At 68.4% G+C, this 15,535-nt stretch carries 11 protein-coding genes; 4 read left to right on the top strand and 7 right to left on the bottom strand.

Annotated features, from left to right (window positions below):
* Nucleotides 1–114 precede the first annotated feature (114 nt).
* Nucleotides 115–5,913 (top strand): alpha-2-macroglobulin family protein, encoded by a 5,799-nt coding sequence (locus J0A91_RS04925; protein WP_206364990.1) that lies wholly within the window; start codon nt 115–117, stop codon nt 5,911–5,913.
* A gap of 260 nt (nt 5,914–6,173) precedes the next feature.
* A complete protein-coding gene (gene pbpC, locus J0A91_RS04930; RefSeq protein ID WP_083224903.1) occupies nt 6,174–8,270 on the top strand; it encodes a penicillin-binding protein 1C in 2,097 nt (698 codons plus the stop codon).
* Between the two features lie 144 nt (nt 8,271–8,414).
* Here the strand turns inward: pbpC and J0A91_RS04935 are convergent, their stop codons facing one another.
* Together J0A91_RS04935 and J0A91_RS04940 are read right to left on the bottom strand one after the other, a co-directional pair.
* Nucleotides 8,415–8,921, bottom strand: coding sequence for an RcnB family protein (locus J0A91_RS04935; RefSeq protein ID WP_069203970.1), 507 nt, complete (start codon nt 8,919–8,921; stop codon nt 8,415–8,417).
* 132 nt (nt 8,922–9,053) lie between these two features.
* Nucleotides 9,054–9,542: an outer membrane protein assembly factor BamE gene (locus J0A91_RS04940; RefSeq protein ID WP_069207050.1), complete on the bottom strand. Its 489-nt coding sequence runs from the start codon at nt 9,540–9,542 to the stop codon at nt 9,054–9,056.
* Between the two features lie 154 nt (nt 9,543–9,696).
* Between J0A91_RS04940 and J0A91_RS04945 the strand changes: the two genes are divergently transcribed.
* Both J0A91_RS04945 and J0A91_RS04950 read left to right on the top strand, forming a co-directional pair.
* Complete coding sequence (locus J0A91_RS04945; protein ID WP_083224904.1) at nt 9,697–10,185, top strand: ubiquinol-cytochrome C chaperone family protein; 489 nt, start codon at nt 9,697–9,699, stop codon at nt 10,183–10,185.
* Nucleotides 10,182–10,727 carry a YceD family protein gene (locus J0A91_RS04950; protein WP_069203971.1) on the top strand — a complete coding sequence of 182 codons (546 nt, stop codon included), beginning with the start codon at nt 10,182–10,184 and terminating at the stop codon, nt 10,725–10,727. The genes J0A91_RS04945 and J0A91_RS04950 overlap by 4 nt, the downstream gene beginning before the upstream one ends.
* Before the next feature lie 122 nt (nt 10,728–10,849).
* On the opposite strand, the gene J0A91_RS04955 is transcribed toward J0A91_RS04950, so the two are convergent.
* The 5 genes from J0A91_RS04955 to J0A91_RS04975 all read right to left on the bottom strand — a co-directional run bounded on the left by J0A91_RS04955 (nt 10,850) and on the right by J0A91_RS04975 (nt 15,497).
* Nucleotides 10,850–11,389: a SixA phosphatase family protein gene (locus J0A91_RS04955; protein WP_069203972.1), complete on the bottom strand. Its 540-nt coding sequence runs from the start codon at nt 11,387–11,389 to the stop codon at nt 10,850–10,852.
* A 13-nt stretch (nt 11,390–11,402) separates the two neighbouring features.
* Complete coding sequence (locus J0A91_RS04960) at nt 11,403–14,111, bottom strand: ATP-dependent DNA helicase (RefSeq protein ID WP_069203973.1); 2,709 nt, start codon at nt 14,109–14,111, stop codon at nt 11,403–11,405.
* Between the two features lie 79 nt (nt 14,112–14,190).
* Complete coding sequence (locus J0A91_RS24805; protein ID WP_069203974.1) at nt 14,191–14,487, bottom strand: glycine zipper 2TM domain-containing protein; 297 nt, start codon at nt 14,485–14,487, stop codon at nt 14,191–14,193.
* Between the two features lie 93 nt (nt 14,488–14,580).
* Nucleotides 14,581–15,339 carry a hypothetical protein gene (locus tag J0A91_RS04970; RefSeq protein ID WP_069203975.1) on the bottom strand — a complete coding sequence of 253 codons (759 nt, stop codon included), beginning with the start codon at nt 15,337–15,339 and terminating at the stop codon, nt 14,581–14,583.
* A complete protein-coding gene (locus J0A91_RS04975; protein ID WP_169833091.1) occupies nt 15,336–15,497 on the bottom strand; it encodes a hypothetical protein in 162 nt (53 codons plus the stop codon). Before J0A91_RS04975 ends, J0A91_RS04970 begins: the two co-directional genes overlap by 4 nt.
* Nucleotides 15,498–15,535: the final 38 nt, after the last annotated feature.

Raw genomic sequence — 15,535 nt, forward strand, 5'->3', positions numbered from 1 at the left:
TATCGATTCGTCGCTATTGTTTCGCAGCCGCAACGTGCAAGCAAGCTACAATCAAAGCTTTACGCCCGCCGTGCCGCCCCGTAGCGTCGCGCCGCTCCTGGGGAGGAACGTTCAATGAAGGTCGCAGGCCGTATCGCGCTGCTGATGTTGGCGCTCGCGCCGGTCGCCGCGCTTGGCGATTCCTCGCCGCAGGTCGTGCTGGCGACGCCGGGCATCGGCGACGGCGCGATCGAACGCTTCACCACCCGATTCAGCCAGCCGATGGTCGCGCTCGGCGATCCGCGCGCGGCCTCGCCCTATGACGTGAAATGCGATGTCAGCGGCACCGGCCGCTGGGTCGATCCGCAGACCTATGTCTATGAGTTCGTGAGCGGCCTGCCCGGCGGCACGACCTGTTCGTTCACGATCCACGACAAGCTCAAGAGCGTGTCGGGCTATGAGGTGACCGGCCAGCGCGTGTTCAAGGTCGATGCCGGCGGCCCGGTCGCGCGCGCGGTGCTGCCGGCGCAATATGACGGCGAGATCGAGGAGGACCAGACCTTCCTCGTCGCCGCCAACCTGCCCGCCACCCCCGCCTCGATCGCCGCCAACGCCTATTGCGCGGTCGACGGCATCGGCGAGAAGATCCCGGTCGACGTGCTCCCCGCCGATCTGCCCGGCAAATTGCTTGGCGAGATGGGCACGAGCAACTGGAACGTCCGCAGCTTCCTCGATAACGGCGGGCTGCCGGCGGCGGTGCCGGCGAGCGCTGCCGATCGCCAGAAGGCCTATGCCGGCGTGACCGCGCTCAAATGCCGCCGCCCGCTGCCGCCGGGCCGCGACATGGCCTTGGTGTGGGGCGCGAACATCGCCAGCGCGGGCGGCAAGACCGCCGGCGCGGACCAGCGTTTCGATTATACGGTGCGCAAACCCTTCAGCGCGCGGTTCGAATGCAGCCGGGTCAATGCGCAGGCGGGCTGCTCGCCGGTCGAGAAGGCCTATGTCCGCTTCACCGCGCCGATCGCGATGTCGGCGGCACAGCAAATCCGCATCGCCACCGCCGATGGCAAGGCGATCGCGCCCAAGTTCGACAAGGACGACGCCAAGAAAGCGACGATCAGCGACATCACCTTCGCGGCCCCTCTGCCCGCCGCCACCACGGCCAAGCTGACTCTCCCGGCCGGCCTGAAGGACGAGAGCGGCCGCGTGCTGTCGAATGCCGAGCGCTTTCCGCTCGACGTGACGTTCGACGAAGCGCCGCCGCTCATCAAGTTCGCAGCCCCCTTCGGCATCCTCGAAGCCAAGCAGGGCGGCGTGCTGCCTGTCACCGTCCGCAATGTCGAGCCGGCGTTGCAGGGGCAGAGCATGGCGATGCCCGGACAGTCGCTACGCGTCGCGGGCTCGGACGGTGAGGTCGCGCAATGGCTCCGCACCGTCGCCAAGGCTGGCGAAGAGAAAAGCCACACCGTCAAGCGCGGCGGCAAGGACGTGCGTATCAACGACACCGGATCGGAGGCGATCCTGAGCGCAGGCCAGGGCAAGGCGCTGTCGCTCGGCCTGCCCGGCAAGGGCAAGGATTTCGAAGTGTTCGGCATCCCGCTCGGGCGCCCGGGCTTCTACGTTGTCGAACTGGCCAGCCCGGTGCTGGGGCAGGCTTTGCTCGGGCGGAATGCGCCGCGCTATGTCGCGTCGGCGGCGCTCGTCACCAATCTCGCGGTGCATTTCAAATGGGGCCGCGAGCGAAGCCTCGCCTGGGTGACCCAGCTCGACACCGGAAAACCCGCCGCCAACGCCGAGGTGCGCGTTACCGATAGCTGCACCGGCGCTTTGCTCGCACGCGGCACCACCGACAAGGCCGGCGGGCTGTACGTGCCCAAGGGCCTGCCCGAGCCGGAAACCTATGCGAGTTGCGAAGAGAGCAGCAGCGCGCACCCGCTGATGGTGTCGGCGCGGCTCGCCGACGATTTCAGCTTCACGCTGACCGGTTGGGGCGAGGGCATCCGCCCGTATGACTTCGATCTGCCTTATGGCTATTCGGCGGCGGGCGACCTGCTCCATACCGTGTTCGACCGCGCGCTCGTCCGTCAGGGCGAGACGATCCACATGAAGCATATCCTGCGCCAGCAGATCGGTGCCGGGTTCGGCCTCGCCCCCGCCACATCGGGCACGCTCAAGCTGTCGCATCGCGGATCGGACACGGTGTTCGAACTACCCGTGACGATCGACGCCAACGGTATCGGCGAATCGGAATGGACCGCGCCGCAGGGCGCACCGATGGGCGATTACGACATCCGCATCGAAGCGGGCGGCAAGACGCTCTCCTCGGGCCAGTCGTTCAAGGTCGACGAATACAAATTGCCCACGATGCGCGCGACCGTCACGGGTCCCAAGGACGCGCAGGTGCGCCCGAAGGCGCTGCCGCTCGACCTGTTCGTCGGCTATCTCTCGGGCGGCGGTGCGCCCAATCTGCCGGTCGATCTGCGCATCGGCTATTTCGGCCGCACCGCGACGCCCGACGGCTATGAGAAATACACGTTCGGCGGCGCCAAGGTGACCGAGGGCACCAAGCCGCTCGACGGCGATGGCGAGGAGGAGAAGACCCCGCTGCCGCCGACCCAGACCCTGCCCGCCAAGCTCGGCGGCGACGGTACCACCAAGACGACGGTCGATGTGCCGCAAAGCCTCGACGCCGCCACCGACATGCTCGTCGAGATGGATTATCAAGACGCCAATGGCGAGGTGCTGACCGCCTCCAAGCGAATCCCGATCTTCCCGAGTGCGGTTCAGCTCGGCATCAAGACCGATGGCTGGCTGATGAAGCAGGACGATTTGCGCCTGAGCTTCGTCGCGCTGACCACCGAAGGCAAGCCGATCGCCAACCAGAAGGTTTCGGTCGCGCTCTACAACCGCAAGATCCTGACCGCGCGGCGGCGGCTGATCGGCGGCTTCTACGCTTACGACAACCAGATGACGACGACCAAGCTGTCGGCGGATTGCACCGCGACCACCGATGCGCAGGGCCTCGCGAGTTGCAAGATCGATCCCGGCACCTCGGGCGAAATCTACGCCGTCGCCACCACCGCCGATACCAACGGCAATGTCGCGCGTGCGGCCACCTCGGTGTGGCTGGCGGGCGACGAGGATTGGTGGTTCGGCGGCGACAATGGCGACCGCATGGACGTGGTGCCCGAGAAGCTCAGCTATACCGCCGGCGAAACCGGCCGCTTCCAGGTGCGGATGCCGTTCCGAAGCGCGACTGCGCTCGTCACGGTCGAGCGCGAGGGCGTGCTGTCGAGCTTCGTCACACAGCTTTCGGGCAAAGACCCGGTCGTCGAAGTGCCGATGCCGGGGGCCTATGCGCCCGACGTGTTCGTCTCGGTGATGGTGGTGCGCGGCCGCGTCGAGAGCGGGTTCTGGAGCTGGCTGCACGGCATCGCGCGCTCGCTCGGGCTGGAGAGCGGGCCGCCCGAGGGGCAGGAACCGACCGCGCTCGTCGATCTCGCCAAGCCGAGCTACCGGCTCGGTATCGCCAAGGTGAAGGTGGGCTGGGAGGCGCATACGCTCGCGGTCGCGGTCAAGGCCGATCGCCAGCGTTATGCCGCACGCGATGTCGCGCAGGTCGATGTGTCGGTGAAGACGCCAGACGGCAAGCCGGCGCGCGAAGCCGATGTCGCCTTCGCCGCGGTCGACGAGGCGTTGCTCCAGCTCGCCCCCAACGAAAGCTGGGACGTGCTGAGCGCGATGATGGGCGAACGCCCGCTTTCGGTGCTGACCTCGACCGCGCAGACTCAGGTGGTCGGCAAGCGCCATTACGGCAAGAAAGCGGTCGAGGCCGGCGGCGGCGGTGGCGCCGATTCGTCCGGGCTCAACCGCGAGAATTTCCAGCCGGTGCTGTTGTGGAAGGACCATGTCGCGCTCGACGCCAACGGCCACGCGCGAGTCGCGGTGCCGATGTCGGACGCGCTCTCCGCGTTCAAGCTGGTCGCGATCGCGACTCAGGGCGCGCAGCTTTACGGCACCGGATCGACCGAGGTGCGCACCGCGCAGGATCTGTCGATCTACGCGGCGATGCCGCCGCTGGTGCGATCGGGCGATTATTACGCGGCCGGGTTCACGCTCCGCAACGGCTCGGACAAGCCGATGACCGTCACCGCCAGCGTCGATCTCACCCCCCGCATCGCGCAGGGCCATCCGCTGACCGTGCAAATCCCGGCGGGCGGCGCGGTGCCGATCGCCTGGAACCTGACCGCACCCGAGAACGTCGCCAATCTGCGCTGGCACGTCACCGCCAAGACGGCGGACGACAAGGCTGGCGACCAGCTCACCGTCAATCAGGATGTCGTACCGGCCTTCCCGGTCGAGGTGTGGGCGGCCACGCTGGCGCATGTCGGCGACGCCACCACGATCCCGATCGCACCGCCCGCCGGCGCGCTCGCCGGGCGCGGCACGGTCGATATCCGGCTCGACGACAGCCTCGCGCCGCCGCTTGCCGGCGTGCGCGCGTTCATGGCGGCCTATCCGTACACCTGCTTCGAACAGCGGCTGTCGCGCGCGGTCGCGCTCGGCGACGCCAGCGCGTGGACATCGCTTGCGAGCGATATCCCGACCTATCAGGCGAGTGACGGGCTGCTGCGGTACTGGCCGTCGGACACGCTGAGCGGATCGGAAGCGCTGACCGCCTATGTGCTGTCGATGACCTCAGAAGCGGGCCTGCCAATTCCCGATGCGGCGCGCACGCGGATGATCGAGGGGCTGAAGGCGGTGCTCGACGGGCGCGTGCGGCACGAAACCTATGGCGATCCCCGCCCGCAGAAGATCGCGGCGTTCGCGGCGCTCGCCCGCGCTGGCGCGGCGACACCGGCGATGCTCGGCCAGATCGCGATGACGCCGAAGGAAATGCCGACCGCAAGCCTCGCCGACTATCTGATCGCACTCGATCACGTTCCCGGCCTCGCCAACGCCGCCGCGCTCAAGGCCAATGCCGAGGCCGAGTTGCGCACGCGGCTGGTGTACGAAGGCACAAGGCTAGACCTGTCCGACAAGGGCAACAGCCTGTGGTGGCTGATGTCCTCGACCGACGAGGCCTCGATCAAGGCGGTGATCGCCACGCTCGGTCGCCCGGGCTGGCAGGACGAAGCCGCGAAGATGATGGTCGGCGTCGCGCTGCGCCAGTCGCATGGCCATTGGGACACCACCACCGCCAACGCCTGGGGCACGATCGCCGCGCGCAAGTTCGGTGCGCTCTATCCGGCGAGCGCGATCACCGGCGCGACCACGCTGACGCTCGGCGCGAAGACGCTGAGCAAAAACTGGCCGCTCGCCACCGACCAGCGCCTCGCCAGCTTCGCGCTGCCGGCGGTGCAAACGCCGCTGGTGCTGCGTCAGGCCGGCGGCGCCGGGCCGTGGGCGAGCGTCTCGGTGTCGGCGGCGGTGCCGCTCAAACAACCGTTGTTCGCGGGCTACCGGATGGTGCGATCGGTCGAGGTGGTGCAGCGCCGCACGCCCGGCAAGCTGACGCGCGGCGACGTGCTTAAGATCACCATCGGCGTCGAGGCGAGCGCCGAGCGCAACTGGGTGGTCATCAACGATCCGATTCCGGCGGGCGCGACGATCATCGGCGATCTCGGCGGGCAATCGCAGATGCTCGCCGACAAGGGGCAAGCGGGTGACGGCACGCGCTTCAACATCCGCGACGCCGACGGGAAGCTGTGGGACGTGCAGGCGGGCGTTTCGGCCGCCTATGTCGAGCGGCGCAACGATAGCTGGCGCGCCTATTTCGACTGGGTGCCGCGCGGCAAATTCGCCGCGTCGTACCTGATCCGCCTGAACGGGGCGGGCCGCTTCCAACTGCCGCCGAGCCGGGTCGAGGCGATGTACTCGCCCGCGATCCGCGCACAGGTGCCGCTCGCGCCGATGGTGGTGGAGCAGCGGTGATGATCGCACGCCATCCCCTCCTCCGTTCGCCCTGAGCGTGTCGAAGGGCGTGCCACACGCGCCAGCGTTTGGGGCACGTGCTTCGACTTCGCTCAGCACGAACGGAGGATATTTTCCTCTTCCCCGGCAAACGCCAGGGTGCAGTTACGGACCGTCGCGTGATTGACTGCAGCGCCCTGTTACAGCGGCTTTCCCAACTGGACGCACGTCTGCGCCTGTGCGGTGCAGCCGTGTGGAAAAGCCTGTGGACAAAAGGTGGCATAACCGTCGCCGCGCTGGGTCTGGCGGTGCTGGTCTTCGCCGCGATCGATTATGCGACCTTCCCGCCGCCGCTCCCCGTTTACCGCGAGGTGCGCAGCCAGTGGCACCCGTCCGAGGCCTGGCTCTATGACCGCAACGGCACGCTGATCGACTCCGCGCGAGTCGACTTCAAGGCGCGCCGTCTCGCGTGGACGCCCCTTGCCCACGTCTCGCCCGTCGCACGCGACACGATCGTCGCTGCCGAGGATCAGCGCTTCTACGGGCATGGCGGGGTCGATTGGCTGGCGTTGCTCGGCATCGCGCGCGACAAGGCGCAGGGGGAGCGCGGGCGGGGTGGATCGACGCTGTCGATGCAGCTCGCCGGCTTCCTCGCGCCCGATCTCGCCGCGCCGGGGCGGCGGCATGTGTGGGACAAGCTTCGCCAGATGCGCGCCGCCTGGGCGATCGAACGCGGCTGGAGCAAGGACCAGATCCTCGAAGCCTATCTCAACCTCGCCGGCTTCCGTGGCGAGGCGCAGGGAATCGGCGCGGCCGCGCTCGGGCTGTTCGGCAAGACCCCCGATGCGCTCGCCCGCGACGATGCGTTGCTGCTCGCCGCGCTGCTGCCCGAGCCGCAAGCGGGCGCGACCATCATCGCGCGCCGCGCCTGCGCGATGGCTCGCGAGCGCGATTGCAGCCGGTTCGAGGGCGAGGCGGTGGCGATGCTCGGGCCGGCGCGCAGCCTCGCGCTCGATCCCGGCCTTGCGCCGCACCTCTCCGACCGGCTGCTGACAAAGCCCGGCCTGCGCATCACCACCACGCTCGACAAACAGATCCAGGCAATCGCGATCCAGGCGTTGCGGCGCCAGTTGCAGGGCCTCGGCGGCGCGCGCGCGCGTGACGGCGCGGTGGTGGTGCTCGACAATGCCAGCGGCGATGTGCTCGCCTATGTCGGCGGGATCGGTGGCGCCTCGACCGCGCCTTCGGTCGATGGCGCGAACGCCTATCGCCAGGCGGGATCGACGCTCAAGCCGTTCCTCTACGCCGAGGCGATCGAGAAGGGCTATCTCACCCCCGCCTCGATCCTCGACGATTCGCCGGTCCAGCTCGACACCGCTTCTGGCCTCTACGTGCCGCAGAATTATGATCGCGGCTTCAAGGGGCCGGTGTCGGCACGCTCGGCGCTGGCGGGGTCGCTCAACGTGCCCGCGGTGCGGACGTTGCTGCTGGTCGGGGTCGATGCGTTTCGCGACCGGCTGTGGGACAGCGGCTATCGCGGGCTGGTCGAGGATGGCGATTATTACGGCTATTCGCTCGCGCTCGGCTCGGCCGAGGTGACGTTGCTCGAACAGGCCAACGCGTATCGCAGCCTGTCGCAAGGCGGGCGCTGGTCGCCGGCACGACTGACCAACGATGATCCACGGGAAACACCGCGCGCGGTCACCAGCCCGCAAGCCGCGTGGATCGTCGCCGACATGATCGCCGATCCCAACGCGCGCGCCGCCACGTTCGGGCTCGATTCGGCGCTGCGGCTGCCGTTCTGGGCGGCGGTGAAGACCGGCACGTCCAAGGCGATGCGCGACAATTGGTGCATCGGCTTCACGCGCCGCTACACGGTCGCGGTCTGGGTGGGCAATCTCGAAGGCGATTCGATGCGCGCCGTCTCGGGCGTGAGCGGCGCCGCGCCGGTTTGGCGCGATGTGATGATGGCGTTGGGTGGCGGGCAAGACAGCGGCCCACCGCCGCGCCCGACCGGGATCGAGCGCGCAAACGTCCGTTTTGCCAGCAATGTCGAACAGCCGCGTAGCGAATATTTCCTCGCGGGCACCGCGCAGACGCTGATCACCTTCGCGCCGGATGCAGCGCGCCGGCCGCGCATCACCAATCCGGTATCGGGTGCGGTCTATGCGATCGATCCCGATATCCCGCCCGATCGGCAGCGGCTGGCGGTGACGGTTTCAGGGTCGGCGGCGACTCACCGGCTGCTGCTCGACCGCCGCGATCTCGGCTCGGCGACCGCACAACCGCAAATTCTGGCGCCGCCGGGGCAGCACCGGCTTCGGCTCGTCGATGTTGCGGGTCGGGTCGTCGATCAGGTGCTGTTTACGGTGCGCTGAGGCAAAAAGGCCGTGAACCATTTCGGGTGGGCGGCGTTCAGCACCACAGTCCCTTTCCCCCCTTTCGGGACTAGTGCCTAGTAGCTTTGACCCGGCACCGGCCGCGCACCTCCCCCACCCTGTGCGCGGCCGACCGGGGAAAGTTTACCGGTAGAAGCCGCGGATCACGTCGACGACGTAACCGCGCCGCGTATCGACCAGCACCACGTCGTTGTAATGCCGCACCCAGCTCTGGCCGAAACGGACTGGCGGCAGGTGGTAGCGCCACGGATCGACGACGACATAGCGCGTGCCGTAATAACTCGGCGCGATCCGCACACCCGGACGGAACACGTTGTAGCGGAACGGCGCACGCCAATCGCCGGCCGCATAGAGCCGCGCGTTGCGATCGCGCCAGCCGCGCCAGTCGTCACGCCCGAAGCGGCGGTTGCGGTCGGCGACATCCTCGCGATATTCCTGCCGCGCTTCGCGCAGGTCGCGGTGTTCCGCGCGGATGCGGTTCGGATCGCCGCTGCGATAGGCGCGATCGAGGTCGCGGCGCTGTTCCCGGATCTCGCGGCGGTCGTGCCGGATCTCGCCGGCGGATTGCGCCTGTGCCGCCACCGGCAGCACGGTCGCCGCCATGAGCGCGGTGATGATGAATGAGCGCATGATGCTGTTCCTTTCCTGACGTGGCGATCGCAGGCTTGCGCCGCGATCACCCGGTCGTTCTGGACCCATCACGCTGAATGGCGTGCGAATGCCGCCTTCATCAACCAGAAAGGCAGAGCATCGCCGCGGCGATCAGGGCGTGTTGCGACCGCCGCCCTGTTGGCCGCCGCCACCGCCGACCGCGCCGACCGTGCCGATATTGCCGAACAGTTCCGAGAAGAAGCTGCTCTTGCGCCCGAGCGTCGGGGTAGTCTTCTGCATCGGCGAGATCGAGGCGGTCTGTTCGATGCCAGTCCGGTGGATGCCGGTGACGGTGCCCTTGCCGTCGAAGCTGATCCGCAGCGTGGTCTGCGACTTCACGTGGGGGTTGTTGTACGCGAAATTGCGCGCGTCACGCGACACATAATACCAGTCGCCCTGGTTGAACTGGCTGGTCAGCGTCGGCTTGCCGAGCACCTGGAGCACAGACTGGCGGGTATCGACCCCCGGCTGCACCGAGTTGACGAGATCGGCATCGATCACATAGCCCTGATGCGAGCGCAGCGGCGTGCAGCCGCCGGCGGCGACGCCGGCGAGGATCAGGGCAGGCCCCAGAAGCGAACGGGCCGAAAACAACGTCATCACAATCTCCCCGGCACCCGGCCATGTCACAAGGCCGCCGCCCACGCGAAAACCGCGCATTGCATCGTACCGCGATCGCCTCAATATGCCGAGCTTGATGGCCAAACAAGGGCCGCCCTTTCGGGAGTCGATGCGCTTGAGCTGGATCGGTCGAATGCTGGGCACGCGCGATACCGAAGCGCTGCCGCTCTACACCGCTGTCGTCGCGCGCGGGCGCGAACCGCATTGGTATCTGGAGGGCAGCGTGCCCGACACGATCGACGGGCGCTTCGACATGATCGCGGGCGTCCTCACCTTCGTGTTGCTTCGGCTGGAGGGCGATCCCCAAGGCGCCGAGACGGTGGCGCGCGTGACCGAGCGGTTCGTCGATGACATGGACGGGCAGCTTCGCCAGATCGGCATCGGCGATATCATCGTCGGCAAGCATATCGGCAAGATGATGAGCATGCTTGGCGGCCGGATCGGTGCCTATCGCGACGCGCTGACGGCGGGGAGCCTCGATGCCGCGCTGATCCGCAACCTCTACCGCGGCGAGGCGCCGGCCGAACCGGCCTTGCGCCATGTCGCGGCGCGGCTGTACGCGTTGCGCGACGCGCTTGCCGTGGCGCCCACTGCCGCGATCATCGCCGGAGACCTGCCATGACTGCCCCTGAATTCTCCCGCCCCGAGCGAATAGACACGATCGGCGCGGGCGAGCGCGGCGTGACGATCGCCGCCGAGCCCATCGAGCGTGTCGCACTCGCCGCACGCTTCGGGCTGCTGTCGGTCGATCGGCTCGAGGCGACTCTGACGGTTCGGCGCGAGGCGGCGGGGATCGTGGTGCGCGGGCGAGTCGGCGCCGATGTCGTGCAGGCCTGTACCGTCACCGACGAGCCGATCCCGGTGACGATCGACGAACCCGTGGCATTGCGGTTCGTGGAGAGCGGGGATGCGGGGGCGGACGCAGGCGGGGATGCGGAGATCGAACTCGACGAACACGCGCTCGACACGATTCCCTATGAAGGCGGCGCGGTCGATCTCGGCGAGGCGGCGGCGGAGACGATGGCGCTCGCGCTCGATCCCTTCCCGCGCAGCGCCAACGCCGCCGCAGCGCTGCGTGCCGCAGGCGTGCTCAGCGAGGATGAGGTGAAACCGCTGGGCGGGCTGGCCGGGCTTGGCGATCTGCTCAAGAACAAGTCTTCGTAAGATTACAAAAAGCGCTGACCAACCACTCCGTTCGTCCTGAGCGTGTCGAAGGGCGTGTTCGGAACACGTGCTTCGACAGGCTCAGCACGAACGGTTGAAAGGGTCACTCCGTCGTCGAGCGCTCAATCCTGATCCGGCCCGAGCGTCGGATCGAGATCGCGCGGGCGTACGAAGCGTTCGAGCACCGCGCCGCCCGCGCCCACACCGCGCCAGCCGGCCACGTCGAACGCCATCCGCGCCACGCTCGCGGTCGGGTATTTCTGCTCGATCGCACCGCGCAGGCCATCCATGGCTTCGGGCACCAGCATCAGGACCAGATCCTCAAGGCCCGGATTGTGGCCGACCAGCAGCACGTCACCGGTGCTGTCGGGCAACTCCTGCACGACATCGAGCAACGTCTCGGCCGAGGCGAGGTACAGCCGCCGGTCCCAGGCCGTGTTGAGCGCCTTGCCGTAGCCGCGCTCGATCTCGTCGAGCGTTTCCATCACGCGCACCGCGGGGGAGGCGACGACATGGTCGAACGACAGGCCGAGCGCGCGCATATGCCGGCCCATCATCGCGGCCGCGCGCTTGCCCTTGCCGTTGAGCGGCCTGTCGAAATCGCGCGCGACCGGATCGTCCCAGCCCGATTTGGCGTGGCGGAGGAGGGTAAGCGATTTCAAATGGCCGTCTCCGTCAGGCGTCGATCACCTCTTGCCCCGATTCGATGACGGAAGGAAGACGCCGCGCGCGCTCGATCGCCTCGTCCAGCGTCACGCGTGCCACCGGCACGCCGGGCGGAAACGCCGACAGCAGCCGCGACGGCATCGCCGAGGAGAGCAAGACGAACATGCCGCGATCGTCGGCGCGGCGGATCAGCCGCCCGAAGGCCTGCGCCAGCCGCGCGCGCACGATTCGGTCGTCATAGGCCGATCCGCCGCCCGCGAGCCGTCGCGCGGCATGGAGCACGCTCGGCTTGGGCCAGGGAACACCCTCCATCGCGACCAGCCGCAGCGATCGGCCGGGCACATCTACCCCGTCGCGCAATGCATCGGTGCCGAGCAGCGAGGCGGAAAGATCGTCGCGGAAGATATCGACCAGCGTGCCGGTGTCGATCGGATCGACATGCTGCGCGTAGAGCGGCAGGCCCTCGCGCGCGAGCCGATCGGCGATGCGGGCGTGGACCGCGCGCAGCCGCCGGATCGCGGTGAACAGCCCGAGCATCCCGCCCCCGCTCGCCAGCGCGAGCCGCGCATACGCGTTGGCGAGCGCGCCGAGATCGCCGCGTTTCACGTCGGTGACGATCAGCACCTGCGCGTGATTGGCGTAATCGAACGGACTCGCCGCCGAGAAACGCGCGCCGGGGCGGATCAGATGCTGCGCGCCGCTGCGTGCCTCGGCGACGGTCCAGCCTTCGTCGGGATCGGCCCCGCCGCCGCGCAAGGTTGCTGAGGTGACGAGCGCGCCGTGTGCCGGGCGCAGCACGATCTCGGCGAAAGGCTTGCTCGGATCGAGCCAGTGGCGCAGCAGGCCGATATCGTAATCGCGGCCCTCGATCCGGTTGACGATCAGCCAGTCGACGAACTGCTCCGCCGCCGGCCCGCCGACGCGCGCGAGCAATGCCAACCACGATGCCACCGTCTCCGCGCGCCAGCCGAGCGAAGCGATGGCACCTTCGATTCGGGCGCGGGCTGGCGCATCCATCCAGTCGGGCGCGTCGGCCAGCACGGCCTCCAGCCGCCGCCCGAGCGCGACCAGCGGCCGCACCAACGCATCGAGCGCGTGCGCCGCCTGCCCGGCTGCCTCGACCAGAGCCGCGTCGGGCTCGACCAGTTCGGTCTCCAGCCCGTATCCGGCATCGCCGTCGGTCTCGGCCCGCGCATAGGTCAGCCCGCGCACGGCGGCGAGCAGATGCTCGATCGGCCCGAACGGCGCGCCCTCCGCCAGCCGTTGCAGCCAGCCATCGGCGGCGAGCGCCCCCGCCGCCTTGACCGCATCGGCGATGGCGAGCGCACCCGCCTCGTCATAGCTCGCCACGTCGGACAGCCGCGCCGCCAGCCCCCGCCGTCGCCCGCGCCCGCCCGATTCCGGGCCGAGCAGCCAGCGGCGCAGCTCGATCGTCTCCTGGCCCGTCAGCGCGGTCGAGAACATCATGTCGGCGGCGTCAAAGAGATGATGGCCTTCGTCGAACACGTAGCGCGTCGGTCGCGTCGTCAGCTCGCGCCCGCGCACCGCGTTGACCATTACCAAAGCGTGATTGGCGATGACGATATCGGCCTCGACGCTGGCGCGCGCGGCGCGTTCGATGAAGCACTTCCGGTAGTGCGGGCAGCCGGCATAGACGCACTCGCCGCGCCGGTCGGTCAGCGCGGTGTGGCCGGCGCGGCGGAACAAGGTGGTCAGCCAGCCGGGCAGGTCGCCGCCGACCATGTCGCCATCGGCGCTATACGCCGCCCAGCGCGCGACGAGCTGCGCCAGCACCGCCGCGCGGCCCGCGAACCCGCCTTGCAGCGCATCTTCGAGGTTGAGCAGACACAGGTAGTTCTCGCGGCCCTTGCGCGTCACGACCTTGTGTCGGCGCTCCGCCGGATCGGGGAACAGCCGCGCGGTTTCCTGCGCGAGCTGGCGTTGCAGCGCCTTGGTATAGGTCGAGACCCACACTGCGCCGCCGGCTTTTTCCGCCCACAGCGAGGCGGGCGCGAGATATCCCAGCGTCTTGCCGATCCCGGTGCCAGCTTCGGCTAACACGAGATTGGGCGCGTCGCGGACCATGCGCGGTGCGAACGCCTCGGTCGCGGCTTGCGCGAAGGCGCGCTGGCCGGGGCGTTCCTCGGCACCGGAACCGGTCAGGCTCGCCAGCCGCGCGGTGGTCTCCTCGGCGCCGAGGCTGATCGTGCGCGGCGCCGGGCGTGGCGCTGCTTCCGACCATTCCGGCAATTTGGTGAACAGCCAGCGTTCGGCGGTGGTCGGCCGGTGCAGCCGCGCGCCGAGGATCGGCGCCCACGGCCAGCGCAACCGGCCGAGATTCTGCGTCGCGCTCCACGCACCTTCACGCTCGGGCCAGTCGCCGTCGGTGACGTCTAGCAGGGCCGAGGCGGCGCGGCGCAGGAATGCAGCCACATCCGCGTCGTTGGCGGGCGCATCGATGCCGGCCACGCGGGCGAGACCCTTGGGCGTGGGCACCATGAAGCGCGCCGGGAACAGGCACGCGAACAGTTCGAGCACATCGAGCCCCGACAGTTCGGCATAGCCGAGCCGCTGCGCCACCAGCGGCGCGTTGAGCAGGATGACTGGCGTGTCCGCCGCGATGCGGATCGCCTCGCCGCGCCCGATCGGCCGCGTACCATCGGCATCGGCGATCCAGATGCCGCCGTGGCTGGCGTGAAGGGCGGGATGCGGCAGCACGCTACAGGAATAGCGGCTGGGAACAGAATGGCAACTCGTTCAGGGGCCGCCACGCGGGCGCGGCGACCCCGAACGCAGATCAGCAGCCGTTGCGGCGATTCTGCGCGGCGTCATGCTTCTTGTCGAGGTGACGCCCGAGCAACGCGCCGCCAACACCGCCAGCGACGGTGCCGAGCGTGCCGCCGCCGAGCGCGTTACCGGCGAGCGCACCGCCAGCGCCGCCCGCGATCGTGCCCGTGGTGCCGCTGCTGCGCTTGCAATCCTGGCGATAGGTGCGGCTGTGGTGCTTGCGGTCGCTGCGATGATTGTCCCGCTGCGCCACGGCCGGCGCGGTCGCGACGATGGCGAGCATGGCGAACCCGATGATGTTTTTCATGATACACTCCCGATATGCAGCCCGTCCGCGGACGGTTGCGTACAGAACGCTTGGGAGCCGATTTGTTCATCACGGGCGGCCCAATCGATCGGATCAGGGGTGTGAGTCTTCCTCAGCCGGCGGCGTTTCGAGATCTTCGAACACTTCGAGCGCTACGTTCACGAAATGCTTCGCCTCGAGCTGGATCAGCGGAATCGGGGCGTGGTCCGAATCGATCCGCTCGACGCGTTCGCTGGTGATGCGGACGAGGAAGCGGTCGCAACTGCTCAGTACCAGCATGGTGATCGCCTTGTTGTCGTCGAGCGCGATGTTCTCGACGATGCCCTCATAGGCGACGTTCGCGCCATCATGTTCGAGCGTGGTGACGACATAGGCGATGATGAAGCTGTTCGACGGGCGGGCGAGATCGACCCAGCGTTTGAGCCACCCGAAGGTCGCGGCTTCGCGCATGTCGCGCACGATCTTCCACCCGCTGGCCAGATAGGCGGCGGCGCCGACGATCAGCGCGGGCGTGAGCAGCGACACGAACCAGCACAGGAACGCCCAGTCCGACGGAACGCCCGCCGAGCGCCCGTTGGTGAGGATGACGCGGTAGACATTGGGATCGAAGCTCAACAGAGCGCACTGCCCGGTGAGCCGGCACGCACTCGCTTGCAGCGCGAACAGCCCGGAGAGGATGATGTGCCCGGCCAGCGCGCCGAACACGATCACGAGCAGCGAGAAGGTCGATCCGGGCTTTTCCGGCGCCTGCGAGATCAGTTCGGACCGCTCACCGGCGCGCAAGCCCGCCCATACCGCCAGGCCCGGCGCAAGCAGAAGCAGCGCCAGGAACAGCGTGTAGCTGAAGCTCACTTCGTCTCAGTCGCGCCCTGATCGCCGCGCGTGGACACACTTCGAAGGACATATTTTCCGTCCTTGAAGCTCGACGATTCCTTTGCCGCCCTCCAGCTTCCGAAGCGGGTGTGGACCGTATTGGCGGTCTTGATCGACTGGCTGGTGTTGACGCGCATGCTGACCTCCGATCCGACAATAGGTACGCGCGCGCCGG

The organism is Sphingomonas panacis (assembly GCF_001717955.1).
GTDB lineage: Bacteria > Pseudomonadota > Alphaproteobacteria > Sphingomonadales > Sphingomonadaceae > Sphingomonas > Sphingomonas panacis.

What these genes read in the sequence shown, in the direction of transcription:
- J0A91_RS04925 (WP_206364990.1), top strand. Translation starts at nt 115, where the DNA reads ATGAAGGTCGCAGGCCGTATCGCGCTGCTGATGTTGGCGCTCGCGCCG.
- J0A91_RS04935 (WP_069203970.1), bottom strand. Translation starts at nt 8,921, where the DNA reads ATGCGCTCATTCATCATCACCGCGCTCATGGCGGCGACCGTGCTGCCG.
- J0A91_RS04940 (WP_069207050.1), bottom strand. Translation starts at nt 9,542, where the DNA reads ATGACGTTGTTTTCGGCCCGTTCGCTTCTGGGGCCTGCCCTGATCCTC.
- J0A91_RS04945 (WP_083224904.1), top strand. Translation starts at nt 9,697, where the DNA reads ATGCTGGGCACGCGCGATACCGAAGCGCTGCCGCTCTACACCGCTGTC.
- J0A91_RS04950 (WP_069203971.1), top strand. Translation starts at nt 10,182, where the DNA reads ATGACTGCCCCTGAATTCTCCCGCCCCGAGCGAATAGACACGATCGGC.
- J0A91_RS24805 (WP_069203974.1), bottom strand. Translation starts at nt 14,487, where the DNA reads ATGAAAAACATCATCGGGTTCGCCATGCTCGCCATCGTCGCGACCGCG.
- J0A91_RS04975 (WP_169833091.1), bottom strand. Translation starts at nt 15,497, where the DNA reads ATGCGCGTCAACACCAGCCAGTCGATCAAGACCGCCAATACGGTCCAC.